Source organism: Lactiplantibacillus sp. 30.2.29 (assembly GCF_018991255.1).
GTDB classification, from domain to species: Bacteria; Bacillota; Bacilli; order Lactobacillales; family Lactobacillaceae; genus Lactiplantibacillus; species Lactiplantibacillus pentosus.
In genome coordinates this window covers 34,415-60,266 of record NZ_JAGYGU010000016.1, presented here as the reverse complement: position 1 = coordinate 60,266, position 25,852 = coordinate 34,415, and the positions used below count along the sequence as shown (strand labels likewise).

Genomic DNA, 25,852 nt, shown 5'->3' with positions numbered 1-25,852 from the left:
AATCTTTAATTTCGTTCAATTGCTTTAGATAAATCTGATACCAAGTTTTTGAAACCTTTCGTGCGACTTGCACGTTTAGTCAATCAATCCTGACAACATTCACAACAATCATTGCGACTTATCTCTATGTCTAGTTCTCGTCGTGGCACTAATTCTGAGCCTGACGTGCCACCACGCGTGGATAATGGATGAAGTGCGCGTAAAAGCCCATCACCAGTACCACGACGGCTAATCCACAAACGCCGTTCCAACCAGCTAGGTTCCACAAGACGTTACCGCAAAACGAACCGAGCGCCCCGCCCATGAAGTAACCGAACATGAAGACGGAATTGAACCGGCTGCTAGCATGGACATCGATGCTCTGGATGCGCGCCTGATTGGCGACCTGTCCGAATTGGGTCCCCAAATCAAGAATCACGATGCCAACAATTAGTCCAGCGATGTGGGTTCCACTTAACCAGAAGACGACGTAGGCCAGTGTAGACAACACCAACCCCAGTCCAATAATCGTTCGTGGATGAAAACGGTCCGCCAGCCGACCAATCAATGGGGCTGCAAGAACCCCCGTTACACCTAATAAGGCCAGCAAACCGGCTTCACGACTGCCCCAGCCATATTGATGTTGCAAATAGAAGACCAAGGTCGCCCAGAAGATATTGGAAACACCAAACAGCACAAACCCGTTGACCGCAGACGCACGCAAAACTGGATAGCGACGCAACAACTTCGGGACCGTTTTAATCATTTCCCGATAAGTGGTGGCATGTGCAGTGACTGGATCATGGGGCAATTTTTGCCATAAAATCACCCACAGGCCCGCAATCAAAATGGCAGCAATCAGATAAACCATCTGCCATGGCAGGTAGCTGGCCAACACACCGCTCACCGTCCGTGACAGCAAGACCCCGACTAACAGTCCGCTCAAAACATTCCCCAATACTTGACCACGTTGCTGCCGAGGGGCTAAGAAGCCCGCGTATGGAATAATCACTTGTGGTGCGACTGAGGTGACCCCAATCAACACACTGGCGATGGCGTACACCCAGATATTGGGCGCAACAAATGCCAGCAATGCTGAAACAATGGCGAGTACGAGTAACCGCATAATGAGTGTGCGCCGATTCATGATATCACCCATCGGTACGATCAATAGCAGACCAAATGCATAGCCTAATTGCGTCAGCATCGCCACCGCTCCGACGACGGCATTAGCAAGGTTGAACTGCTGAGCAATGTCCGCTTCGATTGGTTGAATGTAATTGATGTTGGCGACCACGATTGCCGCGGAAATCGCCATTAATAAGACGGTACTTTTGTTTAAAGATTTTGAATTCACGTTAATTTCCTTCCTAATTTACAAGATTGACTGTATCTTCAAATTAGAAGGCTTGTTCGACCCGTATAATCAACCAGTGTTTTAATTGCCGGTCGACGGGCCGTTCCATTGAATTATTCATCGTTCATCATAAACTCCTTTATTGCAATAATCCTTATTTTACCACGCAAATCCGCCCTTTCGCACGTCTGCTTGGGACCAATCAATAGGCTTGACCCGCGCATCGCGCTATACTTATTGATTGTGCATTATTACAGAATCTATAAAAAGAAAGGACGGTACTATGCCAACTCAGAATTCAACGTTACCGCTCGATGCAAACGGCAAACCTTACCACCGGACTTGGTTAGTGTTGGCTTTGCTCGTCGGAACGTTTACGACTTTTATCACTCAAACGTTGTTGACCACGGCTTTTCCAACGTTAATGACTGATTTTCACATTTCCGCAACCGCTGTTCAGTGGTTGACCACCGGCTTCATGCTGATTATGGGTATTATGATTCCGGTCAGTGCTTGGTTACTCACCCGAATCAATTCCAAATATTTATACCTAACTGCCATGGTCATCTTTGGCCTGGGAACGACGCTGGCGTACTTCGCCGTTAACTTTCAGATGTTACTGATTGCCCGAATGATTCAGGCGATGGGGGTCGGAATTTCCGCACCCGTCTTTCAGACCATCATGTCATCGGTCTACCCGCCAGAAAAACGGGGCTCAGCGATGGGAACGGCCGGAATCGTTATTGGTCTAGCACCAGCCATCGGTCCGACCCTCTCCGGATGGATCATTGATAACTATTCTTGGCGGGCGCTCTTCCTATTCATCTTGCCAATCAATATTCTCGTGATTATCGTGTCACTATTCACCTTACGAAAGGTATTACCGACATCCAAACAACCGATTGATTGGTGGTCGGTATTAATCTCCACGATTGGTTTTGGTAGCATGCTGTACGGTTTCTCATCCGTCGGCAATTCCGGCTGGGGCGACCCAATCGTACTCACAACCTTAGTCATCGGCCTAATTTTCATCGGTCTCTTCGTCTGGCGGCAGCTTCATATGGATCAGCCATTATTGGAATTACGCGTCTTTAAGATTCCAGCGTTTACCTTATCCGCCATTTTGACCGCCCTCGCCTACATGGCCATGATGGGTGTCGAAATGATTTTACCGATGTACATTCAAACGGTACTGGGCCGTTCAGCCATGGACTCCGGACTGATTTTATTGCCTGGTGCCATTATGATGGGAATCATGAGCCCGATTACTGGTCGTATCTTCGACCATATCGGCGCTCGTCGACTTGCGATGACCGGGATGTTATTATTAACACTCGGAACCGCCTTCTTCCTGTCGATTAGCGCAACAACTCCTATCTTGTGGATCATTGTCGTTTACGCGATCCGGATGTTTGGCCTAACGATGGTAACAATGCCCGTTACGACCACTGGTATCAACGCATTACCATTCCGCTTGATTTCTCACGGGACTGCCGCTAACAATACGTTACGGCAAGTCGCTGCTTCAATGGGGACCGCCGTCCTCATCAGTGTCTACTCGAGTGTGGCCAAGTGGCAAATGCCAGCCCACCACCTCTTGACCCAAGCGCCGCTGAAATACAAGCAAGCTGGTATCACGGCAACTTTAACGGGTTATCACATGGCGTTCGTCGTTTCTCTGATTTTCTGTGCAATTGGCTTTGGTTTGACCTACTTCTTGAAGGCCAACCATTCGACCACACTCAGTCAGGAGGATGATGCCGCATGATTATCGTGTTATTGATTCTCGCCACTTTTGTCTTTGCCGGTGCGATGATTTTTGCCCGAGCGGGTCGCACGCGTGTCCTCACGACGCTCATTAGCGGTCTAATCATCGCTGGTGGACTCGGTGCCCTCATCCTGAACGATAATTATCACTGGGGCATGCATCAAGTGACACAGACGCAAATCCAAGATTTGGCTCCCTTGCAGTCGAAACGCACCGCATTACGCGTTCAACAACTAGGAACTGGTTCGGAGCGCGTCATCGCATACCGTGTCGCGAGTGCTACAAAAGCCAGCCGCACGGTCGCCGCAACCACGACCACAACTAAGCTCACGACTGGAGTGCCTGCTCAAGTTCAGATCAGAACGACCACTTGGCAGTTCAAAAGCCACTGGGCGCGCGTCCTCTTCAGCCTTGGCAATACCAAGACTAAGGTCGTCGCACGTCAGTATTTATTTACAATTCCCAAAACTTGGCAAGTGATTACGGTTAAAAGTTAATCATTAGGTTACTTAGCAAACAACTATTAGTTATAAAAAGGAACGCTCAACTGAAAAAATCAGTTGGGCGTTCCTTTTTTGAATGTGTTGTTAGAATGATGGATTCACTATCTGTGCGTCGTGCTAGTTGTTGTTAGCATTATAACTGATTGAACCTTGCTAATTGTTTAGCTTACTGTTCGTCTGCCGGTGATCTTCCTACTCCGACTTCCGGGCCCGGCTGACAATTGCTGGAACGTAAGCCGCTCGAATGGCGGATAAACGGCCACTTAATTTGGCGCAATTGGCTACTGAATGTTGGGAGACTGGCTCTTCAGGCAAACTTTTATGAATCGTTATCGATGGTGAGTTATAACATTTATATGTTAATGCGCTTGTCTAAGCATTATTTGCTAATTTCCAGTCGTTGAGCATTCAGAAATTTTTCAGCTCAGGCGACTAGAGTTTATGCGACCCATGTTCGGTAATGTTTCTGGCTTCTGAAAGCAAAACACGAGTACGCTAATTTAGCGATTATCAGAAACAAGTCTTACAGTTAAATATCAAAATAACTAGTTTCTAAGAATCAACGACCAATTCATCAAAAAGTTGAGTTTGCACATGTCTGCCTTTCGAATACTGTCCCGGCTGGAAGGTATTCTGGGCAAGGCCAAGTGATGAAATTTCACTTGGCAAGCGTCTTGTGCTTGGTTAGTGAAAGACCAGTATTTAAGACGTGGGTTGTCGGCTTAAATCTGTGTCCACCACGTTACGGCCATTGCCCAGAATGCCTGGAAGCCAGCCTAGGACGCAGCTATCAAATCAGGTTTACGCTAACTCGCCTTGTTTCCAGCGGGCCTCAGCTGGCTGCTTTTGAACTTAAGAATGGTAAGCCCCACTTTCAGTAACACCTTATTCCCGCAAGCCTTGATAATACATCGTTGCGCTTAATTCATACACGTTCTCGTCGTGGTCTCCATCTAATAAGTGTTGCCCGCGCGGTTCGGTTTTGAGAAATTTAAATCCTGACCGTCGTGCGACGGCATTGCTAGCTTGATTGTCGACGGCTGCACGAATTCGTAACCATTGGCGGTGATAGTGGTCAAAGCCCAAATGACAAATACCGCGGACTGCCGTTGCCATCACGCCTTGCCCCTGAAATTGCCGACCCAGCCAATAACCAACGTTGGCACTATCATCACTGTCTTCAAAATGGTCACAACTGATCATCCCGGCCACTTGTTGGTTAACGACAATGACTAGGTTGAGTGCCTGGCTCCGGGCCAATTGCGCTTCAGCCGTCATCAAAAACTGCTGCTCATCATCAAATGTCTGAAGCGTTGCGACCCACGGTAAATAATATTGATACTGGTCCCGATTGGCCTTTAATAATGCCAATAACATCGGTGCGTCCTGCTGTGGCAGTGGTGCCCGGAGTTCAATCGTTGGTGTGACGTGGTAACTTAACATCTGCATCCCTGCTTTCTCGACAAAAAAATCGCAATCATGATTAATTAAATTATTAACCATTATTGCGATTTAAGTGATAAAAATCAACTAATGTCGGAGCAAAGCCGTAATCAAAATCAACGCACTTACGACCTGCAGCGTCCCCACGCCCAGTCCGTATAACGCTAAGCGCTTCCCGGCTTTCAAGAAATTAACTAAGTTCAGCCGTAAGCCAATCGCTGCTAGTGCGATGATTTCAAACCAACTACTGATTGTATGCGCGGTCGTGCCAACGATTGCTGGCAATGAAACCAAGCTGTTCAGTGCACATAAAATCAGAAATCCTGCGACATACCATGGGAGCCAGTGACCATTCCCGTTGCCACTGACGACCGCATCTTCAGCCAATTCGTTTTCTAGTGTCCGTTGATGTAAGCGACCAAAAATCAGCACGACGACCACTAACATCATGATTCGCATAATTTTAAAAATCGTAGCAAATTGCACGGTCGTCTGATTTACCATGCTTGCTGCGGCTACCACTTGACCGACGGATTGCAAAGTCCCACCAATCAAAGCCCCTTTGAGGATCACACTGCCGCCAAATACGGCCATCCCCAGTACGGGCAGCGTTAGCATCAGCACGGTTCCCATCAAATTGACCAGCGTAATCACAGTCCCCTTGTCATCTTCATCGGCATCAATCACTGGTGCAATCGACGCAATCGCAGAAGAACCACAAACCGCGTTTCCACCAGCCATCAACATCCGCACCGATTGACTAAAGCCTAGTTTGTTGCCTAACCACAAGGCGCCAACGATTGTGATCGTCATCTGACACAGAATGAATACCACGCCTAGACCGCCGATTTTGCCAATCGTTTGGACCGTCATCGTCGCACCCAGTAGCATGACTGAATACTCCAACAATTTACTTTCCGCAAACTTCGTCCCCCGACCAAGTTGCGGTTGTTTCAAAACGGTGTTTCCACCCACAATTCCTAACAGAATTGCAATGGTTGCTGCCCCCAGCGCAGGGACTAACTGTGCCAGCCATTGACTAATAATGGCGATGGCAAGACTCGTCAGTAACCCTGGTAAAATCCCTTTGACCTTCATTCGCTTTCTCCCATCTCTATCCCGATGAGTTTAAGTATACGAAAGTTATTTACATTTGAGAAATAAATTATTATGATAGTTATTATTAAAAATCATAATAGTTTGGAGGGAGACGTATGTTCAAACAATTGGAGACCTTCTGTGCCGTTTATGAAACGCGAAATTTTTCCCACGCGGCCGAACAACTTTTCATTTCACAGCCCACCGTTTCAACTCAAATTAAACAATTAGAGGCGGATTTACAAACAACCCTGTTCACCCGTAATGGCCGTCAAGAAATCGTACCGACTGCTAGTGGCCAGCTACTTTATCAACAAGCGCAGAAGTTATTAACGACCTGGGCCGCGACTAAAACGGCTGTCCGTTCACCACGTCAACTGGTCAAGGTGCCTTGCCGCATTGGGGCGTCACATACGACTGGGAGTTTGATTTTGCCAGCACTCTTGGCCGAACTGAGCACTGCCAGTGACCGCTTCGATTTTCAAGTCACACTCGCTAATTCCGCGGAAATTCTGACTGCTATGTCGCAGCACAAACTCGACTTTGGTCTAGTGGAAAAGCCGCTGGTCACAGACCACTTGAACCGTTTGGCATTTGGTCATGACGAACTGGTCCACGCCGGCGATTTTAACAGTCCACTCTGGCTTTTGCGTGAACCGAATTCCGGCGTTCGCCACTATACCAACGCTTTTTTGAAAGCACGCAACATTCAGCCCGAGCAAGTCATGGTCATTCACAGTAATCAAATGATTGCCGATCTACTCGCCCGGGGCACGGGGCAAACGATTATTTCACGCCACGTACTCGCACCCACGATTCCAGTCGAAGCGCTCAGCAGTCACTACCAGCGCCAATTCTTCTTACTCACCAACCACCATCCAGCCGCCGCACTACGACCGGTACAAGCCACCATTACGCAGTATTTGACGACCTGGTCAAACGGGTGAGCTGCATTGGTGATTGCAAAAAATATATCGTTCACTCGCAAAAAGGCCGGCGTTCTAATACGCCGGCCTACTTTAATGGCTCATTGATTGATTGAATATGATCAAACCGAGATGAACAAGCCGCTCCAAATATACGACAAACTAAACATCTTAGAACTTTTTCAGAACGTATTTCAACGTCGTTTTGTGATGGGCGTGATGGAAGACTAATCCGATCGACCTGATGCCGCGTTGTTGCGGCACAAAGATTGACGACATTGGAGCGAGGTCAACCGTTCGATACTTGCCGTAGCCGCGATAATTAAATTGGACACGGCCAAGGTCGCGATGTGATGCAATCTCTTCCACCGGAATAGTGTACGCCTGTTCACTGCCCGTCAAGGCATTCCGGAGCACGGTACTTTTATGAGCACGAATCGTTACAAGCTGATTTTTTCCGCGCAAGTTCACGCCACCCACTGTGAAGCGGTTAAGGTTAAAAGTGACTGTCTTAGGAGAGCGGTTGTTGATTTTCACATCCGTTCCAATCAGATAATTCCAGTGCCGGTCTCGCCTGATATGGTTGTTATTCACTTGAAAGGTAAAATGAACCTGCCGTTGCACATTCTTGGATAAACGACTGAAATTACCATTATTTTGGGTTAACGACGTCGTTACTGGCCGATGGCGCACACTTCGATGACTCGCGCTTACCGAGAGTGGCCCCCCCGAGTGACAAACATAGGCTACTAGTTAATAAAAAGCCAACAATTTTCTCTTTTTTTCGCATCTGTGTCACTTTCCTTCCAATCACTAGGCTATGAAACTCGATACCCAGTCAAGTTTCATGCGTGAATAATAGCGCCTGTCCGCTCTGACCTCAAGTCCTATCTCAGATAAATTTTGAAGCTAGCTTCAATCATCCAACAATAGTTAAAGTCAGCACGTCACAAATACCACTGTAACAGCATTTAAGCCGTCTGCTATGCCTGTCGATCCATCTAAAATATCACCATTGTGAACTTACCAAACCATCGCCACGATGCCCATTTACCCACAAAAAAATAGCCTGACTAATGACAGCCAGACCATTTTAGTCTTACTGAACAACCGCCTGCCATTGTTGCCAGACTTGGTCGTCAGCATATTGTTCACCACTTTGATAGGCACCCTTGCTCAAACGTTGTTGCCGCTGTGGGCTTTCTAACGTCCGGGTCAGTGCTCGAACGAGTTGATTGATGGCGCCATCCTTGACCAGATAGCCGTTCTTACCATCTTTGAGAATATCCTTTGGCCCATAATTAATATCATAAGCAATGGCCGGTACCCCGTGACTCAGTGCTTCAATTAACGAGAGCGGCTGCGCATCACTTTCACCGGTATAAACGTAGGCGCCGGCTTGGTCGTATGCGCTGGTTAAGTCGGGTTGGTAGCCGGCAAAGGTAACCGCTGCACCTAAGTGAGCCTGTTCCACTTGCTGCTTTAACTGTTCCAGCATCCCCCCGTAGCCATAAATGACCAGGGTGGCATCCTTGATTTTCCGCTGAACCTGTTCAAAAGCGGTGATCAGTTGGTCGACACGCCGTTCAGCATCCAGCCGCCCCGTATAAATAATCTGATGCGCATGGCGGTCACTGACGGCGATTGGTGTGCGTTCATCTTGTTGTTTAGTCACTACCGCGGCCGAAATAGCCAAAATTGGCACACTCGGATGCCCACCAAGCCACTGGGTTAAGTCCTGCTTTTGTTGTTCAGTACTCGTGATCACGCCATCCCAGGCACTTAAGAACTCATGGAGCCCGTAAACGTAGGCGTTGTTCAGATTCGAATAGACCTGATCTCGTGGATCAACCGCGTGCGGCGTCGGCAGCCACAGATACTTTTTAGCCGCTGTTCGCATGTTGACGACTGGCCACTGGGCGGCTAACGGCCGGTCTGCAATAAAGACGTTATCTTCATCATACTGTTTGTTCAGTTCATCGAGGAAGAACCGGTACCATTCCTGTTCACCATTGAAATAGTAGTCGCGGCCCTGATAATCCATCAAATGACACAACGAGACGTAGTTGGCCCCATTACTATCATGGGCATAATATTGCTCAGCCATCCGCCGCCCATCCGGCCGATAAAAGATGTCCGTCACGGGTTCGCCCGCCGACGAGAAGAACTCATCACGTGCTTTGAAGCCCCGTTCATCATAATCAGTTCGCTGAACAAGATTGTCAAAACGGTCAAAGATTTCGATGAAGTAGACGTGACCCACGGTACTTGGCACAAAGTGGACCTTGGCAATCAAACGGTCCCCAGCGCGGACTTCACTCACGTTTGGGTCGGGTTTGATATCATACGCTGCCGGCCAGTTCAAATCAGTCATCTTAACGACTTGACTCGGATAACTGGTCGTTTCACGGAAGAAATCAAACATATTGGCCATTTGATCGTCACCAATATTGAAGCGGCGCATGTTCTGATGCAATAAACCATCAAATTGGCGAGTCACCAGTTTAGCCGGCGCCTGATGCGCTTGAAATAGCTGAAGCCGTTTGAATTCAGCGTGCTCGACGCCCGAGTTGAGTGCCATTAAATACTGATTGACAAAAAAATTCATCGCTGCGTTGCCCCCTCACCTTGATAAAAAGCCGTTGCCGCTTGCATTAACGGCTGCCATTGTTGCCACACCGCAGCCGTACTGAAGCGCTGTGCATCTTGATAGGCTTGCTGGCTATAAGCGGCCAGTTGCTTCGGATGCGTCAACAAATCAATCATCGCCGCGGCTAGCGCATCCTCATCATTGACCGGTACCAAGCGGCCATCTTGCCCGTCGCGAATAATATCACGCGGACCATACTTCACGTCATAGGCAATTTGCGGGACGCCATGAGCTTGGCCTTCCAGCAGTGCGAGCGCAAAACCTTCCGCACGCGACGTCAACATCGCCAGCTGAGCGTCGTTATAGACCGCGGTCAAATCAGTCGTGTAATCATTAAAGGACACGGCTGACTGCAGACCCAACTTCTCGACTAACGCGCGCAACTTTTTACCCGTATCACCATTTGCATAGCCCCAAAAATCAAGGGTCGCATTTGGCACCTGTTGGCGGACTTGTTTGAACGCCCGAATCACTTGATCCTGCTGTTTCTCTTCGGCGAGGCGAGCAACAAAAATAATCTTACCAGCCGTGCGCGTCTCCCAGGCAGGTTTAGGTGCAGCTAACGTGGCATCATCGACGATGCCCACCGGAATGGTATATACGGCCGGTCGATTGCCAAACCGGTCCTGAAAGTCCGCGGTCTGTTGCGCCGTTGAAGCGATAACGCCATTCCATTGGTCGAGGTTGTTCAGTGCATAGGCATAGTTAAAATTCAGCCCAGCGGTCTTAGGATGCGCTGGATCATTGACGTGATTACTGTGTAAGTGCATGACCTTAAAGGCTTTCGTCCGCATATGAAGTGCGGCATACGCTAACTCATAGGTGCGATCGACAACAAAGACGGCATTCTTAGACGTCCGGTTCAACTCATCCAGAAAGAACGTCGTCATCGCCGTCTCACCAGTAAACGACCAGTCTTGACCACCATAATTGATAAACCGGTAAAGTGAATTTTGCACTTGATTTTGCCGGTCCGCCATATGAAAGGTTTGATAAACCACTTCACCAGCGGGATTAAAGACTTGTTCACTCGCGACTTGCCCATCAGCAGCATAAAACTGCTCAAGCCCCTTGAAACCGCGAGTATCGTACCAATCAGTCTTGACTAACTTACCATTTTGGTCGTAATACTGAACATTGTTCAGCTGCTTTTGCGTATTGGCAAACGTGTTGACCTTCATTAATAATTGATTATCTTGATAAACTTCGTAATTTCTCCCCACTGCTTCAACCCGTAAATCGGTAGCCAAATGCAAGTCATCAATGGTCATTGCAGTCGTGGGTTGCTGGCTACTGTGTTGAATAAAATCAAATAAGTTGATTTGATTTTCAGCCGCAATTCCCGCTGACTTCAAGGTTTGATGTAATGACAATGAAAAGAATCTGGTCACCATCTTAGCAGGAACGTGATGCTGGTTAAAAAGCGCCAGCCGTTTCATTTCAGCATGTTCGATGCCCGACTTTTTCGGGTTAATGCTGGTATTCACAAAATAATACATCCTTCTCGCTCCCTTACACGACGTTCTGCTTAACGGTTTCGATTATAACAAATTTCATGGTATTAATAAGAATTTCGCTCATCGCTTTAAGCCATTTTTTAAGTTACCTTCTGAATTTTACCGCGAGTATGACGATAATGTGGCGAAAAGATGATGAAAGTGTTAACTTGTTACACTGTGTTACTTTATTACAAAATTGGCGCAAACCGTAATCTGTTGTTTATTGCTTTGCAATCTGGAGACAGTATACTAATCACCATTCAATGAAACGTCAGACAGCAATTTTATAGGAGTGACTTTATTATCATGAAAATGAAAAATGCGCTATTAACTTCATTAGCAGCGACTGGCCTCTTAGCCCTCGGTACGACCGTCGCTAACGCTGATACAGTCGTCGTCAAAGCTGGCGATACCGTCAGTGCGTTGGCCTTGACGCATCATACGACCATCAAGGCGATTCAAAAAGCGAACCATTTAAAAGACGTCAACTTAATCTACATTGGCGACAAACTAGAAATCAACGGCAAACATCAGACCGCAACTGCCCAATTACCAAGCAGTGCTACTAGTTCGGCGGCAACCAGTACCACGAGTACCGCTTCGAGTGCTAGTTCTGCCGCCCAATCCAGCACCGCACAGTCTTCATCAAGTACCAGCAGTGCTGCGGTAAGTGCTTCGACGACGGCAACCAGCACCGCTAGCGCTGCATCAAGCTCAGCCGCAACCAGCAGTGCTTCCAGCTCGGCATCTAGCGCAGCGTCAAGCAGTACGACTGCTTCAAGTAGCCAAGCTTCCAGCGCCAGTTCAAGTGCTACTTCCAGTTCAGCGACATCGAGTGCAGCATCGTCGAGTTCAACGTCAAGTGCTGCTAGTGAATCTAGTTCCACAGCAACTTCCGCTTCAATGACGAAGTTGAGTAACACCACCGCAACTAGTTCGTCAGCAACGAGCACGGCCAGCGCCGCATCAAGTAGCGCGACTTCTTCAAGCACGGCGGCATCCAGCGCAGCCACGAGTAGCAGTACAACTGCGACCAGCAGTTCCTCGACGACAACCTCATCTTCTTCATCGTCGACGAGCACTTCAAGTAGTGCTGAAGCAGCCGCGAAAGCTTGGATCGCGAATAAAGAATCTGGCAGTTCATACACGGCCTCAAATGGGAATTACTATGGTAAGTATCAACTTTCCAAGTCCCTACTAAACGGTGATTATTCAGCATCCAACCAAGAAAAGGTCGCTGACGAATATGTCGCTTCCCGTTATGGTTCATGGGTTGCTGCCAAGGCTTTCTGGGAAGCCAACGGTTATTACTAAACAAAATCTTGCACAACTGAACATACAATCAGCGCGACACCTCTTTGGGGTGGCGCGTTTTTTGCATGTTCAGCTGTGCGTATTCAATTTGGACCGACACCGGGCTTAGTTTTTAAAAAATGATGAACCACACTTGAGTCCCTCGTTTCAACAATTCTAGCGCCCGACGATTGCAAATCAGCGGCAATGTAAGCGTTAATCTGTTACACTATATACTAATCACGTTTTCGGTTTACTTTGTCATGGGAATCGTTCAAGTCTGAAAATTAATTATTAAAGGGGTAAATCGCCCTTAACGAACCGCTTACATGATGGTACACTTTAAAAGAAGTCTATTCTAAGTTTGGGAGTGAACAAAGTCTATGAAAATCAAACACCTCTTATTATCCTCATTAGCAACAACTGGGGCGATCGCGCTAGGCGCCACTGCTGCCAAAGCGGATACGGTGACTGTCAAAGCCGGTGATACGGTCAGTGAGATTGCTGATACCCACAAAACCACGGTTGCAGCCGTCCAAAAGTTGAACCACTTGAAGAACGTCAACTTAATTTACGTTGGCGACAAACTCAAAGTGAACAAGCACCAATCCGTCAAAGTCGTTCGTCCAACGACCACGACTGCGACTGCGACTGCGACTCAGGCAACCACAACGAACACCACCAGTAACGCAACTTCTGCCTCTGCCGCAAGCTCGACGACCACTGCCAGTCAAGCTAGTGTCAGTTCAGTAAGCAATGCAGCCAGCCAAAGCAGTACCAGCCAAGTTAGCGCTAGTTCGGTTACCAGTGCAACTAGCCAAAGCAGTACCAGCCAAGCTAGTGCTAGTTCTGTTACCAGTGCAACTAGTCAAAGCAGTGCCAGCCAATCTAGTGCTAGTTCCGTAAGCAGTGCAGCTAGCCAAAGCAGTACCAGTCAAGCCAGTGCTAGTTCGGTTACCAGCGCAACTAGCCAAAGCAGTACCAGTCAAGCTAGTGCTAGTTCTGTAAGCAATGCAACTAGCCAAAGCAGTACCAGCCAAGCTAGCGCTAGTTCCGTAAGCAATGCAACTAGCCAAAGTTCAACGACGACGACGCATGCCGTTGCAACCAGTGCGGCTACTAGCCAATCAGCTACGTCTAGTGCAGCCAGTTCAAGCACAGCTAGTTCTAGTGCGGCTAGTTCCAGCAGCAGTGCCGCAACGACGGCCAGCTCAAGTAGTACCGCTACAACCAGCAGTACATCGACCAGTACTTCAACCAGTAGCACCGCGGAAGCCGCAGCGAAAGCTTGGATTGCTGCTCGCGAATCTGGCGGCTCATACACCGCAACGAACGGTATTTACTATGGTAAGTATCAATTAGGCAAATCAATGCTGAACGGTGATTACTCCGCTGCTAATCAGGAAGCCACTGCGGATGCTTACGTTGCCGCCCGTTATGGATCATGGGTCGCTGCCAAAGCGTTCTGGCAAGCTAACGGTTGGTACTAATCCTTATTTGAATTTGAATATTGCCATCATTAACGATGCGCCAACCGATTCTGAACCGCCACTATCGTCATTCATCTGAATGTCAGTAGTGGCGGTTTTGCTTAGTGAAGCTGGCTTGTTGATCATGTTTTAAACGTACTGGCAAACTTGCTCTATTATCCAGGATTCAGCTAAAATTCAATTGCCCTCACCCTTTACCAAATTCTGTTATACTAGCGCTATCAACTATGAAAACGAGGTTTATGCTCATGCAATTAATTCTGACAAACACCACTATTGACCAGCATACCTATTGGCTAGGTTCGACTGACCAGGGGCTCGCATTTGTCGGTAGTCGTGACGGTTCGCGTGACGAATGGCAGTCGTTTTTTCCAACCGCCGAAGCCGTCTATCGTCCTGATGCCAATCAGTCAGCTGCCCAGGAATTGGCCGCTTATCTCAGCGGTAACCGGCAACGATTTGATGTTCCGCTCGATCAAAGTACCGGAACAGCCCTGCAGCAAGCTGTCTGGCAAGCACTGACTACGATTCCATACGGTCAAACGACGACTTATACGCAGCTGGCTGGCATGATTGACCGCCCCACTGCCATCCGGGCCGTCGCATCGGCGGTGGGCCGCAACCCACTATTAATTGTCGTTCCTTGCCATCGCGTTTGTCGCAAGGATGGCCAGCTGGGCGGCTATCGTGGCGGCTTGCCAATGAAACGCGCGCTGCTGGAACTTGAGACACAGGTTAGTGCTTGCAACAACTAGTTAACTATGACATGATTGAATCAATCTAATGATTTAGGGGGGCAACACATGTTATCCATCACACATATCCATAAACGCTTTGGCGATGTTCAAGCGTTAAACGACGTGACGTTCGATGTCCATGACGGGGAAATCGTGGGTCTGATTGGTCAAAACGGGGCTGGAAAATCCACCACTTTTCATAGTATTTTGAATTTTCTATCTTTCGAGGGGCAGATCACTTGGAATGGTCAGCCACTGACGGCCGCCGATTATGATCAAATCGGGTACTTACCTGAGGAACGTAGCCTGATGTCCAAACTAACCATCACGCAACAAATCGTCTACCTGGCACGACTGAAAAATCAGCCCGCCAAGGTAATCAAGCCTAAGATTGCCTCATGGATGGCACGGTTTGCGGTCAAGGGCCAGCCAACGGATAAAATCGATAAGTTGTCAAAGGGAAACCAGCAGAAGGTCCAATTGATTTGTACCTTGATCCACGAGCCTAAGCTCATTATTTTGGATGAACCATTCAGTGGTCTGGACCCCGTAAACGCCGATTTACTCAAACAGGCGATTCTGGATGCGAAGCAACGGGGCGCGGCCATCATCTTTTCGAGCCATGACATGAGCAACGTGGAAGCGATTTGTGACTCCTTAGTCATGTTACGGAATGGGGAAACTGTGCTGAAAGGGACAATTGACGATGTCCGCGCACAATTCGGACGGACCCGCCTCTTCCTGACGACTGACTGGTCGACGGACCAACTGGCTGCTCTCCCAGGGGTCACCGGCGTTTCTAAACAAGGTGCACGGCGCTACCGACTCGAACTCGCATCCGCCGATGTTGGCCCGAGCCTCTTCGACCAAGTCACCGGTGGCCATTATATTGAGGAATTCAGTCAGCAACCACCGACACTAGATGAAATTTTCCGCACGGAAGCTGGAGGTGGCCAACATGAATAAGACGTGGATCGTCACCTTCGAAACCTACTTACGCCAAATCAAATCTTGGAGCTTTATTTCACTGGTCTTTATGCCATTTGTCTTCTTTGGCTTCGTCTTCGCCTTTTCTTATTTTGCAGCTCCAAGTGCCAGCAAAAGCGACATTGCCGTCATTAGCACCGATAAGACACTGCGCACAAGCTTCATCAAACAGAGCCAGATTGCGACGACTAAAAAATATCAGACGTTAGCGAGTGCTAAGGCGGCTACCAAGCGCAACGACATTGCCGGCTACCTCGTACTCTCAACGGATAAGCAGCAATTACGAGCCAAGTTTACTGGACCGAATGCAGTCAGCAGTGGCGATAAAGCCAAAATTCAGCAATTTTTAGCCACGATTCAGGGGCAGCGTAACCTGCAACAAGCCAAGCTGACGTCGAGCCAAGTCAAAGCGCTGGCGGTACAACCCAAGTTCACACAGAAATTGCAACGCCACGCCGCATCCGATAAAACAGCAAAAACGGTTTCCTTCTACATTGTGGTCTTCTTCGTCTACTTGATTTTGACCACCTACTCCGCCATTACGGCCCAAGAAATTGCCGCGGATAAGGGCACCAAAATTATGGAAGTCATCTTCTCAAGTACCACGCCACGTAAATACTTTAATGGTAAGATCTACGGTGTTTTGCTGGTGATCGTCACCCAGTTGCTCGTCTATCTAATTGGGGGCTTTGCCGTCATTCAGTTTGCCCAACGCAGCGCGCTGACCGCGGATTTCTGGGAACAGAATACCGACTTGATCAATCAGGTCATCCATAACCTGGTGTCAATCAACCTCCTATTTGCCTTACTGGCGGTCCTCTTATATACGATTGCTTCCGCCTTCTGTGGTGCCTTGGTGACGCGGGTCGCGGATGCCAGTAAAGCTGCACAGCCGGTTATCTATCTCAGTATGTTGGCCTTCTTCATGGCACTCGCTTTTCAGAATACGCCGGATAATCTCTTCGTTAAGATTTTCTCGTATATTCCGTTCTTCTCGTCATACTTCATGCCGTTGCGGCTAATCAATGGGATGGCAACCATGCCTGCCGCAGTGATTTCACTCTTGATTCTGATTGCCACGATTGTCGGTAGTATGCTGTATATCGGCCGGATTTATGGCGGCTTAATGCTACAGACCGACGAACTCGGCTTCTGGGGCAATTTAAAACGTGGATTGAGTTTGAAGTAGTTGTCAGTAGTCCTTCACTGATAACCCGGTAATTTTAATATGAACCTGTTAATACACGTTTCAGCATGGCAAATCGTCGAGCTGCAACGTGTTTTTTTGTAACCAGATTTGTCGACTGTCAAAGCTGTTATTATCCAATTTCCGCTACTCACACCGCGTTGCTTGTCTCCCATTGGTGCGAAGTAAGAAGCAAAGATTCGAATCAAGACACTGAGTAAGAAAAGTGTTGGGAATAAATAATTCATAGAAAAGACAAACAATCGTCAATTTTTGTTATGGGAATAAGTTCATAATGTATAGTTGCAGGTATGACTATTTTATATTGATGACTTCCAACTCACGCCAATTGCAGCTTATGACCTTGGCGTGTTTATCTGGGATACTGATAATTTTGCCAAAAATGGTTGTAGCCGCATTATCAGCTGGATTATGAGAGAAGGTTAATTGTGCTGATCAACGTTTCAGTTGAAACATTAAATCATACTGATTTCAACTACACTTTTTCTCATAATCATATGGGCAGGTTTTTTCGCACCATTAAATCGACATTTTATCCTAACACTATACTCATGCGCATTGGCTTCAGATTTGTACATTTTTCCAGGTATCGTGACACCTTATTATGAATATTTGTATTGGTCACAACCTGGAAAATTAGATTTTGAAGTATTGCCCCACAAGATTTTCAACAAACTACTGATTCTGAGGCTAATCCGCGCTGTTTGTCTAGTCCTACTTTCCTTGTTGCCAGCTGTATTTCATTTTGACTTTTTGATGATTTTACTTCACATTCTCAATACCATTGTGGGCTGAATACTTTTAGGTTATTTGTTTACACCAATTTCTGCCATGTTATTATTACTGCGAAAAGGAGGTTGAAACGTGTCCTCGCAAGTGATTTCCATCATAACTACTCTCGCCATCGTCACGGCTTTTTTCGATTTGGTCATCATGCTCGTTATTCTAATTTTACTGCAAAGCATTAAACCAACTTGTAGTATTTTTAATATCAAGCGCAAACTTATCACAATCATGAAGTATTTACGTGAGCCACTTAAGCATGACCATACCGCACGAAAACATTTCATATTAGGCTTAGTCACAAGTTATGCAACCATTGTCTGCATGTTCTTGCAGCTTTCTACCGTCGCTGACAATTACCCAGTTTCGCTCGCTGTATTAATATGTGTGTTCTGCCTTCTAACGTGGCGGTTCAGTCGAGCAATTGACCTCATTCGCAACTACTGGGAACAACCAGCGCATTCTCATCCAGAATTCGAATTAGCCTCAGAAAAGATTTTTTGGTTACGCGGACTCATCTTCAAAAGCGCGCTGGTTATTGGGATGATACTGAGTATTCTGATTGCGGTTGGAACCATTTATTTTGGCATTTAGCAACCTATGCTGCATCGTCAACCGCCCGTGAATCGTATCTTCAATTGTCGTGTTTACGCCAATGATTAGTCAATTATTACTAATGCTTTCTCGGCTTGCTAACTACTGTTGGCTTTTTCTGGCATAGATACTACTAACACAAGGAGCACATTAAATGCAGCAAAACACTACGAGTATCATCATTGCGATAATTTATTGGGGCGCACTAACTTATGTCGTTCTTTTTGCTTTAACTGGCCCCCTGGTTATGACTCGATTCCGAATGAAAAAACCTTTTTCATTCACGAAAAGGCGCCGCTTAATGAAGTTATACTCACGTGTGCCCCTACAAGGACATCCAAAACAACAACTAGAAAATAAGATACTCAAATTCACTGGTCTTCTAATGATTTTGATGATTAGAGGACAATTGATCATAGCGGCTTATGGTCATGTGTATTTGGGTACAGCAAGCATGTGTCTACTGTGTCTGATCAACTGGCGAATGCCCAAGCTGCGGCTGTTTAGGCGCAATTATTGGAAAAATAATCCCAGTTCTGAATTTGTGCTCGTTTCAGACAAGCGTTTTAAATTCGCTCAGTTTTGGATAAAAAGTTTCCTAGTCGTATTGATTGTCATGTCGATTAGCTACCTCATTTTTATAGTTAATTTGGGCACGAATTCTTAACTTTCCCCATATTGACATTTGACCTTATCCAGCCCAAAAACGACCCAGTGATCGCTACGCAAAATAACTTGTGTAGCGGTCACTTGATCGTTTTTTTGTCGGACTAAATGGTAGTTTATCCCCAACAATTCATAATGATAAAATTTTAATTATCAGCCAACGCTGCAAATTACGCCTGCTTGGTTGGGTAGATCGTAAACTCATTGACATTGACATTTTCTGGCTGATCAATGGCAAAGTTAACGACATTTGCGACTGCTTCCGGACTAATGCCAACTTGTTGATAGAAAGCGGTCATGTTCTGCTTAGCCGTCTTATCCGTAATCGTGTGCAAGAGTTCCGTATTGATTGCGGCTGGATACAAGCTGACCGTTCGAATATTAGTCCCTTCCTGGGCACTTTCCATCCGGATGACTTCCATCAAATTACGAACCGCAAACTTCGTGGCACCGTATACGCCGGCCCCCGTGAAGGATTTAATTCCGGCAACCGAAGACGTCGTAATGATTTGACCAGACTTCTGAGCGGTAAAAATCGGCATGACCGCTGCCACGCCATTCAAAACGCCTTTGATATTAATATCGATCATCTGGTCCCATTCATCCGTGTGTAGCGCGCTGATAGGCGACGTCGGCATGATACCGGCATTGTTGAAAATGACATCCAGGCCACCGAATTTGGTTTGGGCCAAGTCAACTAGTGCTTGGACTTCAGCGGCCTTCGTCACGTCGGTCACTTGGTAGGCCGCTTGACCCCCGGCAGCTTTGATTTCATCAACCAAGGCTGCCAACCGGTCTTCGCGCCGAGCCCCTAGCACGACTTTGGCACCATGACTGGCTAACTGTTTGGCAGTCGCCGCCCCAATTCCGGACGACGCTCCCGTAATAACGACAACTTTATCTTTAACTGTCATTCAATCTTACTCCTATTCACCATAAACTTCTTTAATCAGCGCCATTGCAGACCAGGCTTTAGGCCAGCCAGCATAGAAGGCCAAGTGAGTCACGATTTCAACGGCTTCGTCCTTTGAGATGCCGTGATCCTTGCCCATCTTGAAATGCGCCTTTAATTGTGGAAAATCACCACTGGTCATGAGGCACGCAATCGTAATCATGCTCCGATCATGTAAACTAAGGGCACTTTCCCGTGACCAGACTTCACCAAATAAGACATCATCATTTAATGCGGCAAATTGTGGGGCTAATTGACCCAAGTTATCGCGACCTGCAGTTTGTTTTTCTGCCATATTGACTTCCTCCTCGTTTTAACTATTGATTGATATAGCCGTTAACGTTGTCTCAAAGACACCGCTAGTCTGCTAGTTTGGCATATGCAGCATCATCGACGGGTTCGAGCCATTCACTCGTCCCTTTTGTAATCGCGATGTGTGCGAACCAACTATCCTTAGTGGCACCATGCCAATGTTTGACACCGGGATGGATCGTAACGACATCACCTGGGTGCAGCAATTGTGCCGGCTTGCCATCTTCTTGGTACCAGCCTTCGCCGCTCGTCACTAATAGAATTTGGTAACCATTGTGGTGGATATGCCAGTTATTACGGCATCCGGGTTCGAAAGTCACGTTTGAGACGTTGACGTCGACCTGGTCATCTCCTGCCAACGCATTGAGATAACTTTGCCCAATAAAATATTGTTGGTAGGCGACGTTCTTTTCGCCTAAACCGAATAAACCACTGTTGTTTGTTGTCATATTAGAACACTCCTTGTCTTAACTTGCTTAATACCTCATCGATGAACATAGCTTACAACTTAAAGTGCACTTTAAGTCAACCACAAAGTTTAAGCTTGCTAAAATAAGTTTTCGTGGTATGGTTAGTGCTAAAGTTACTTTAAATAATAACGATATCAAATCAATCAAAGGAGTCGATTCTATGGCCACCACTACCCCTGAACGCTATGCCATCGGTGATTTTGCCAAGGCAGTTGGACTCACCGCACCCACCTTACGCTATTACGAAAAAGCTGGGCTAATTGAACCTCATCGGCTGGAAAACGGCCGGCGCTATTACGAAGCTGCGGATATCAACTGGGTCAAATTCTTGTTACACCTGAAAGGCACCGGAATGAGCATTAGTGAATTGCAACAGTACGTTGCCTGGCGGGCGGCCGGTGACGAGACGATTCCACAACGTCTCGCGTTACTCAAACACGTTAAGGAAGATTTCTTAGTTCAGTTCAACGAAGTGCAGCACCATCTCCAAATTCTGAATGACAAAATCAATTGGTATGAGGAAAAAGAGGCCGGCATTACGCAGGATCATGAAGATTTCAGTAGTTACTTACAACGCTTTGGGCATCATGAATAACTGCTAGCCCAATGATCACTGAACGCAAATAGCCCCGCCGTCGTTATCGAAAATTCGAAACGATGGCGGGGCTATTTGTAATGTCTGATTTTCAATTAAATACAGTTGGGCTGGACCTGATCGTGATGCCAACACTCACCTGGCCAAGTCCACAAACACTCAGCAGTCCATCTATCACTACAAGTCGGATTGGTGAATACTGTGCCATTACTTTGATGAATGCCTTAGCGATGCCGGTCTTGCCGCAACAACCCCAGATACCACTTTGAAATCTTCGGTTGCAATAGCAGTCCAATCACGATGGCGAGGCCACATCCAACGTAGCCAGCAGTCGTCGTTCGGGTATATAGTAGGCCAATACCAATAATGATTAAAAACGTGGCCAGAAATTCTCGAAAACTTTTAACAAACATTGTCACCACACCTTTCTAAATCTGTGAGTCAGGCGCTAAATCAGTTGTATGACGTCCGGCTCTTGTTGATACATCCTGCGTCCGTAACGGTCACCCCCCAGCTATCTTAGCCCCCACTATCAATCGTATGTATAACGAAAGGGGCCACCAATTTGGCGCCCCCCTTCGTAATCATGTTGCATCGTTTACCGCCAACGAATACCTATGCGAGTAAACGGGTAATCATTTGTTGATAAATTTCAATAAACCGGCCGTACATATCCAAATCAACGTATTCGTCGACTTGGTGTGCGGTAATGTTACCTGGGCCAAAGACGATCACTTGCATATCCGGACTCTTAACAATGTACGATGATGCATCCGTCCCACCGGGTGCCCCAAAGTATGGAAGCCGTTGTTGCAAGACTTGTTCCCCGACCTGCTTGGCTAACTGAACGAGCTGGCTGTCTTCCGGCGTATGAACGGGATAAAAGGAACTGGCGATGTCCATCGTCAAGTTCGCACCAGCAGCGTTGCATTCCGCAATGATGGCTTCCAAATCCTTGATCAGCTTGTCGTTACGTAATTCTGGAATCGTCCGAATTTTGACCGACATTTCAGCGCTAGCGGGTACCGTGTTGACTTGTTCCCCACCACTGATCAACGTCACAACAGGAACTGTCGGACCCAAGACGGGATTGACCACATTCTTGAAGCTGTCAAAGTATGCTGTCTGTTTCTGATAATAAGTCATCAACATGTCGATTGCATTTTGACCAATCGTTGGCATTGAACTGTGCGCTGCGACCCCGTGTGCCTTGATGGTATAGGTCAATGATCCCTTGTGGGCAAGTTCAATAAAATGTTGTTCGGTCGTTGGATTAGCATCAGCCATCCGTTGCGCAGTCGTCCCGTCGACACCTAACATCGCTTGGATCGACTTGGTCAACAACAATTGTTTGTCAGCGCCACTCGGTTCTGCACAAATCAAGGTTTGTAAGTCATCGGCATAGCCCAGTTCAGTCAGTTGTTCAGCGCCTAAGTGGTCGACTTCTTCACCGACCGTGGCTAACAAGCGCACCGTCCCGTGAAGCGGTACTTGTTGGTCATGCAGGCTAATCATGGCAAAGACTTCTGCCATCAGACCGGCCTTCATGTCCGTCACCCCACGGCCATACAACCGGTTATCCTTAATGGTTGCGGCCAAGGGATCGGTATGCCACTTGTCAGCGTCACCTAACGCCACCGTATCTTCGTGGCCATCCAAACCAATCACTGGCCCGTTGCCATCCCCGATTTCGGCAACCAAGTTGACCCGTCCCGGTGCGTACGTGATGGTCTTGGCTTCGATGCCATGTTGCTTGAGTAACGCCACCAAATAATCGGCAACTAATTGCTCATGGTCATTCACCGTATTCATTTTAACAATATCGCTTAATGCCTTTACAGCCGCTTCTAACTGCGCTGTTTCCGCCATGCCGTTCATCCCCTAATCATAGATAAATTAAACTGTTCCAATCAATTTAATTATACCACTTCCATTCAGGACGACCGTCATCAGGAACACCTAATCAACCGATTTTAGCGCATCCAGCATATTGACCCGTTTGAGCTTCCAATGCATCATGGCCATGACGAGTAAACTGAAGGCCAGCGTCAACAGTGCCGAATAGATGTAGCTGAGCGGATGAATCGTCGGCGAGAACATCAGCGCGTTAGTTTCGGCCGTCTGCAGGATATAAGCATGTAACCAATTGCCCAAGAAGCAACCGACTAACATTCCCAGTACCGTTAGAATCAGGTTTTCGCGGAAAATATACATCGTGACTTCACCGTCATAGAATCCGAGCACTTTGATCGTCGACAATTCCCGAATACGTTCAGAAACGTTGATATTCGTCAAATTATACAAGACGACTAGCGCTAAGGCCCCAGCAGAAACGACGAAAATCAAGACGACTAAGTTCATGCTATCGAGCATCTTAAAGTTCGTGGCTTTCTCAGTGCTCATCAACGTCACATTTTGAATGCCCGTTTGCTTCAACAAGCGGTCAGCGTAGGCGTTCTGTTGCTTGGTCGACGCGTTCTTGAACTGCACGTAATTCGTGTTATACACTGGTGCCTGCTTGAAGACCTGCCGATAATACGTCGGACTCATGTAGATAAAATGATTGACATAATTTTCAGCGATTGCACTGACGCGAATCTTTTTCGCCGGTTGCCCCGCGACTTTGATCGTCAACTGGTCGCCAGCTTGAACGCCATACAACTTGGCCAGTTTTTCATCAATCACCGCACCGTGAGTCCCCAGCTGAATTGCTTGGTGACTCTGACGATGCCGTAAAACGACGAACTTGGACAAGTGCTGTTGCGCCGCTGGAATGCCGAGGGTCGCCGTCTGTTCGGCGACGCCCGCTTGTTTGACCGTCACCTGCTTGGCCTGCAACTTCATGCTGGCACGATACGTGGATCCTTTGCTAATGGCGCGTCGTTGCTGCGCGGTTTCTTGCCCACTGCGCGTCACGATCGCATCATAGTGCCACAACTGATTGAATTGCTTGACACTAATATCGCCAATCGAGTCTTTTAACCCAAACCCGGTAATCATCATCGCCATACAGCCGGCAATACCGAGAACGGTCATCAGTAGCCGCTGTTTGTAACGGAATAGGTTCCGAATCGTAATTTTATGGTTAAAACTCAGCCGGCGCCATAACCACCGCCAGCGTTCTAGTAGCAGCGTTTTACCCGCTTTGGGTGCTCGTGGTTGCAACAAGCTTGCCGGTAGTGCCCGCAAATCGACTCGCAAGACGACTAGGGCCGTTCCGAGCGTGCATAGCAACGCAATCAAGAGTGCAATCACAATATCCAGCCAGATATACTGAACGTGGATAGCTGGCAAGTTATACATACTGCCATACGCTTGGGCGATAAACCGTGGGAAGAAGTTGACCCCAAAGGCAACACCTAGCGCGGTCCCAATCAGTGCGGCTAAGCCCCCGTAGACCATGAACTCGCTCCCAACGGCAGTGTTTGAGTAACCGAGTGCCTTCAACGTTCCCATCTGCAAACGAAGTTCTTCGACCATCCGCGTCATCGTCGTCAAACAAATCAGCGCTGCGATGGCAATAAAGAAGAGTGGGAAAACGGTCGATAAGGCCACGACACGCTGCGTATTTTCATGATATTCCGTATAGCCGGGATTATCAGAGCGATCCGTGTACAGATAGGTCGGTGCTTTGATGGCCGCGACCTTGGCTTGCGCCTGCTTCAGCTGAGTCTGGAGCTTGACCAGTTGCGCGGTTCCAGCCGGCACCTGACTTTCTAACTGCTTCGTCGCTTGTTGTAACGGCTTAATTTTAGCAGTTGCTTGCGCTTGCAGTTGTTGTTGCCGCTTTTTGGCTTGCGGCTTGAGCCAGCGTTTAAGCGCCGCCGTATTCTTCCGATTCAAGCGCCGATATTTCGCCGTATACGGCGTCACACCGCGTAAGTTTTTAAACTGGACATCAATTCTCGTAATCACACTAGACTTCAATACTTGTGGCCGAACATAGACTAAGTAGTCCAACGTCCCCTTCCCCACATTTGTCACGCCCCGGTCGGTATTCTCGACATAGGTCGGTGAGTTCACAAAGCCGACCACCTTGAACGTCCGGCGGGTGAATTGTTGGTTCCGTTTCGTGGTCGAACTGATCCGATACGTCGACCCGATCTTCAACTTAGGCTGTAATCGTTTGGCCTGTGCGTCCAAGACGATTTCGTTGGCATGCCGCGGTAAACGGCCACTGACAACCCGCAACTGATTCAAACGTTGGGTCTTCGGTAACGCCATGACACGGATGACCTGACTGTTGGTCAACTGATTCACATCGACATATTTGGCCGCTTGATAAGTCAGCTGCGCGCGATGTTTGGCCAACACTTGCGTATCTGATTTCGTCAGCCCCAGCGTCGACTGCACACTATTCGTCGCGAGCTTTTGTTGCTTATAGTAGTCATTAGCGGCTTGCGACATATCGGGACCCGTCGCTCGAATCCCGGTATAAAAGGCCACTCCAAGGAAGATAATGAGTAGAATCGATGCAAACCGGGCCTTAGAGGACCAGATTTCACGCATGATCGTTTTAAAGTAAGCTGCTGTCATCACCCTC

At 47.6% G+C, this 25,852-nt stretch carries 23 protein-coding genes; 11 read left to right on the top strand and 12 right to left on the bottom strand.

The genetic code is table 11. The features are described 5' to 3' along the window. Positions 1-148: 148 nt before the first annotated feature. Positions 149-1,336, bottom strand: a complete 1,188-nt coding sequence (locus KGF65_RS10320; RefSeq protein WP_101873000.1) for an MFS transporter — start codon at positions 1,334-1,336, stop codon at positions 149-151. Positions 1,337-1,619: 283 nt separating this feature from the next. On the opposite strand from KGF65_RS10320, the gene KGF65_RS10315 reads away from it, so the two are divergent. Both KGF65_RS10315 and KGF65_RS10310 read left to right on the top strand, forming a co-directional pair. After that, entirely contained in the window at positions 1,620-3,104 is a 1,485-nt protein-coding gene (locus KGF65_RS10315) for an MDR family MFS transporter (protein WP_105924414.1), read from the top strand. Continuing rightward, positions 3,101-3,601: a DUF4811 domain-containing protein gene (locus KGF65_RS10310; protein ID WP_216748425.1), complete on the top strand. Its 501-nt coding sequence runs from the start codon at positions 3,101-3,103 to the stop codon at positions 3,599-3,601. Before KGF65_RS10315 ends, KGF65_RS10310 begins: the two co-directional genes overlap by 4 nt. 891 nt (positions 3,602-4,492) lie before the next feature. On the opposite strand, the gene KGF65_RS10305 is transcribed toward KGF65_RS10310, so the two are convergent. Continuing rightward, positions 4,493-5,056: a GNAT family N-acetyltransferase gene (locus KGF65_RS10305; protein ID WP_216748424.1), complete on the bottom strand. Its 564-nt coding sequence runs from the start codon at positions 5,054-5,056 to the stop codon at positions 4,493-4,495. Between the two features lie 81 nt (positions 5,057-5,137). Continuing rightward, positions 5,138-6,148 carry a YeiH family protein gene (locus KGF65_RS10300; RefSeq protein ID WP_101872997.1) on the bottom strand — a complete coding sequence of 337 codons (1,011 nt, stop codon included), beginning with the start codon at positions 6,146-6,148 and terminating at the stop codon, positions 5,138-5,140. A gap of 116 nt (positions 6,149-6,264) precedes the next feature. On the opposite strand from KGF65_RS10300, the gene KGF65_RS10295 reads away from it, so the two are divergent. Then, positions 6,265-7,095: a LysR family transcriptional regulator gene (locus KGF65_RS10295; protein WP_050340319.1), complete on the top strand. Its 831-nt coding sequence runs from the start codon at positions 6,265-6,267 to the stop codon at positions 7,093-7,095. A 150-nt stretch (positions 7,096-7,245) separates the two neighbouring features. Here KGF65_RS10295 and KGF65_RS10290 read toward each other — a convergent pair whose 3' ends face one another. The 3 genes from KGF65_RS10290 to KGF65_RS10280 form a co-directional block, all read right to left on the bottom strand. After that, positions 7,246-7,767, bottom strand: coding sequence for a hypothetical protein (locus tag KGF65_RS10290; protein WP_101872996.1), 522 nt, complete (start codon positions 7,765-7,767; stop codon positions 7,246-7,248). A gap of 406 nt (positions 7,768-8,173) precedes the next feature. Next, the gene (gene asp1 / locus KGF65_RS10285; RefSeq protein WP_216748423.1) at positions 8,174-9,682 is read right to left on the bottom strand and encodes an accessory Sec system glycosyltransferase Asp1; all 1,509 of its coding nucleotides are present in this window, start codon (positions 9,680-9,682) and stop codon (positions 8,174-8,176) included. Beyond that, positions 9,679-11,223 carry a glycosyltransferase gene (locus KGF65_RS10280; protein ID WP_101872994.1) on the bottom strand — a complete coding sequence of 515 codons (1,545 nt, stop codon included), beginning with the start codon at positions 11,221-11,223 and terminating at the stop codon, positions 9,679-9,681. The genes asp1 and KGF65_RS10280 overlap by 4 nt, the downstream gene beginning before the upstream one ends. 306 nt (positions 11,224-11,529) lie before the next feature. Between KGF65_RS10280 and KGF65_RS10275 the strand changes: the two genes are divergently transcribed. The 7 genes from KGF65_RS10275 to KGF65_RS10245 all read left to right on the top strand — a co-directional run bounded on the left by KGF65_RS10275 (position 11,530) and on the right by KGF65_RS10245 (position 18,981). After that, positions 11,530-12,537: a LysM domain-containing protein gene (locus tag KGF65_RS10275; RefSeq protein WP_216748422.1), complete on the top strand. Its 1,008-nt coding sequence runs from the start codon at positions 11,530-11,532 to the stop codon at positions 12,535-12,537. A gap of 362 nt (positions 12,538-12,899) precedes the next feature. Continuing rightward, the gene (locus KGF65_RS10270; RefSeq protein WP_216748421.1) at positions 12,900-14,006 is read left to right on the top strand and encodes a LysM domain-containing protein; all 1,107 of its coding nucleotides are present in this window, start codon (positions 12,900-12,902) and stop codon (positions 14,004-14,006) included. 248 nt (positions 14,007-14,254) lie between these two features. Then, positions 14,255-14,761, top strand: a complete 507-nt coding sequence (locus KGF65_RS10265) for a methylated-DNA--[protein]-cysteine S-methyltransferase (RefSeq protein WP_105924418.1) — start codon at positions 14,255-14,257, stop codon at positions 14,759-14,761. Positions 14,762-14,809: 48 nt separating this feature from the next. Continuing rightward, positions 14,810-15,709: an ABC transporter ATP-binding protein gene (locus KGF65_RS10260; protein WP_101872990.1), complete on the top strand. Its 900-nt coding sequence runs from the start codon at positions 14,810-14,812 to the stop codon at positions 15,707-15,709. After that, entirely contained in the window at positions 15,702-16,919 is a 1,218-nt protein-coding gene (locus KGF65_RS10255; RefSeq protein ID WP_101872989.1) for an ABC transporter permease, read from the top strand. The genes KGF65_RS10260 and KGF65_RS10255 overlap by 8 nt, the downstream gene beginning before the upstream one ends. 882 nt (positions 16,920-17,801) lie before the next feature. After that, on the top strand, positions 17,802-18,314 hold the full coding sequence (locus tag KGF65_RS10250) for a hypothetical protein (RefSeq protein ID WP_101872988.1): 513 nt from the start codon (positions 17,802-17,804) through the stop codon (positions 18,312-18,314). 154 nt (positions 18,315-18,468) lie between these two features. Continuing rightward, on the top strand, positions 18,469-18,981 hold the full coding sequence (locus tag KGF65_RS10245; protein ID WP_101872987.1) for a hypothetical protein: 513 nt from the start codon (positions 18,469-18,471) through the stop codon (positions 18,979-18,981). Positions 18,982-19,150: 169 nt separating this feature from the next. On the opposite strand, the gene KGF65_RS10240 is transcribed toward KGF65_RS10245, so the two are convergent. The 3 genes from KGF65_RS10240 to KGF65_RS10230 form a co-directional block, all read right to left on the bottom strand. Beyond that, positions 19,151-19,894: an SDR family oxidoreductase gene (locus KGF65_RS10240; RefSeq protein ID WP_101872986.1), complete on the bottom strand. Its 744-nt coding sequence runs from the start codon at positions 19,892-19,894 to the stop codon at positions 19,151-19,153. Between the two features lie 12 nt (positions 19,895-19,906). Continuing rightward, complete coding sequence (locus KGF65_RS10235; protein ID WP_003639547.1) at positions 19,907-20,227, bottom strand: carboxymuconolactone decarboxylase family protein; 321 nt, start codon at positions 20,225-20,227, stop codon at positions 19,907-19,909. A 64-nt stretch (positions 20,228-20,291) separates the two neighbouring features. Beyond that, the gene (locus KGF65_RS10230; RefSeq protein ID WP_003639548.1) at positions 20,292-20,693 is read right to left on the bottom strand and encodes a cupin domain-containing protein; all 402 of its coding nucleotides are present in this window, start codon (positions 20,691-20,693) and stop codon (positions 20,292-20,294) included. Between the two features lie 181 nt (positions 20,694-20,874). Here KGF65_RS10230 and KGF65_RS10225 point away from each other — a divergent pair, with 181 nt between their 5' ends. Then, complete coding sequence (locus tag KGF65_RS10225) at positions 20,875-21,309, top strand: MerR family transcriptional regulator (protein WP_050340305.1); 435 nt, start codon at positions 20,875-20,877, stop codon at positions 21,307-21,309. A 224-nt stretch (positions 21,310-21,533) separates the two neighbouring features. Here the strand turns inward: KGF65_RS10225 and KGF65_RS10220 are convergent, their stop codons facing one another. The 3 genes from KGF65_RS10220 to KGF65_RS10210 form a co-directional block, all read right to left on the bottom strand. Then, the gene (locus tag KGF65_RS10220) at positions 21,534-21,722 is read right to left on the bottom strand and encodes a hypothetical protein (protein WP_088770829.1); all 189 of its coding nucleotides are present in this window, start codon (positions 21,720-21,722) and stop codon (positions 21,534-21,536) included. 202 nt (positions 21,723-21,924) lie between these two features. Then, entirely contained in the window at positions 21,925-23,187 is a 1,263-nt protein-coding gene (locus tag KGF65_RS10215) for an ArgE/DapE family deacylase (RefSeq protein WP_101872985.1), read from the bottom strand. 81 nt (positions 23,188-23,268) lie between these two features. Then, positions 23,269-25,845, bottom strand: a complete 2,577-nt coding sequence (locus KGF65_RS10210) for an ABC transporter permease (RefSeq protein WP_101872984.1) — start codon at positions 25,843-25,845, stop codon at positions 23,269-23,271. Between the last annotated feature and the right edge of the window lie 7 nt (positions 25,846-25,852).

Coding starts and splice junctions, on each gene's coding strand:
- KGF65_RS10300 (WP_101872997.1), bottom strand. CDS start 6,148: ATGAAGGTCAAAGGGATTTTACCAGGGTTACTGACGAGTCTTGCCATC.
- KGF65_RS10305 (WP_216748424.1), bottom strand. CDS start 5,056: ATGCAGATGTTAAGTTACCACGTCACACCAACGATTGAACTCCGGGCA.
- KGF65_RS10315 (WP_105924414.1), top strand. CDS start 1,620: ATGCCAACTCAGAATTCAACGTTACCGCTCGATGCAAACGGCAAACCT.
- KGF65_RS10230 (WP_003639548.1), bottom strand. CDS start 20,693: ATGACAACAAACAACAGTGGTTTATTCGGTTTAGGCGAAAAGAACGTC.
- KGF65_RS10215 (WP_101872985.1), bottom strand. CDS start 23,187: ATGAACGGCATGGCGGAAACAGCGCAGTTAGAAGCGGCTGTAAAGGCA.
- KGF65_RS10280 (WP_101872994.1), bottom strand. CDS start 11,223: ATGTATTATTTTGTGAATACCAGCATTAACCCGAAAAAGTCGGGCATC.
- KGF65_RS10275 (WP_216748422.1), top strand. CDS start 11,530: ATGAAAATGAAAAATGCGCTATTAACTTCATTAGCAGCGACTGGCCTC.
- KGF65_RS10270 (WP_216748421.1), top strand. CDS start 12,900: ATGAAAATCAAACACCTCTTATTATCCTCATTAGCAACAACTGGGGCG.
- KGF65_RS10295 (WP_050340319.1), top strand. CDS start 6,265: ATGTTCAAACAATTGGAGACCTTCTGTGCCGTTTATGAAACGCGAAAT.
- KGF65_RS10225 (WP_050340305.1), top strand. CDS start 20,875: ATGGCCACCACTACCCCTGAACGCTATGCCATCGGTGATTTTGCCAAG.
- KGF65_RS10260 (WP_101872990.1), top strand. CDS start 14,810: ATGTTATCCATCACACATATCCATAAACGCTTTGGCGATGTTCAAGCG.
- KGF65_RS10210 (WP_101872984.1), bottom strand. CDS start 25,845: ATGACAGCAGCTTACTTTAAAACGATCATGCGTGAAATCTGGTCCTCT.
- KGF65_RS10240 (WP_101872986.1), bottom strand. CDS start 19,894: ATGACAGTTAAAGATAAAGTTGTCGTTATTACGGGAGCGTCGTCCGGA.
- KGF65_RS10245 (WP_101872987.1), top strand. CDS start 18,469: ATGCAGCAAAACACTACGAGTATCATCATTGCGATAATTTATTGGGGC.
- KGF65_RS10220 (WP_088770829.1), bottom strand. CDS start 21,722: ATGTTTGTTAAAAGTTTTCGAGAATTTCTGGCCACGTTTTTAATCATT.
- KGF65_RS10235 (WP_003639547.1), bottom strand. CDS start 20,227: ATGGCAGAAAAACAAACTGCAGGTCGCGATAACTTGGGTCAATTAGCC.
- KGF65_RS10310 (WP_216748425.1), top strand. CDS start 3,101: ATGATTATCGTGTTATTGATTCTCGCCACTTTTGTCTTTGCCGGTGCG.
- KGF65_RS10255 (WP_101872989.1), top strand. CDS start 15,702: ATGAATAAGACGTGGATCGTCACCTTCGAAACCTACTTACGCCAAATC.
- asp1 (WP_216748423.1), bottom strand. CDS start 9,682: ATGAATTTTTTTGTCAATCAGTATTTAATGGCACTCAACTCGGGCGTC.
- KGF65_RS10265 (WP_105924418.1), top strand. CDS start 14,255: ATGCAATTAATTCTGACAAACACCACTATTGACCAGCATACCTATTGG.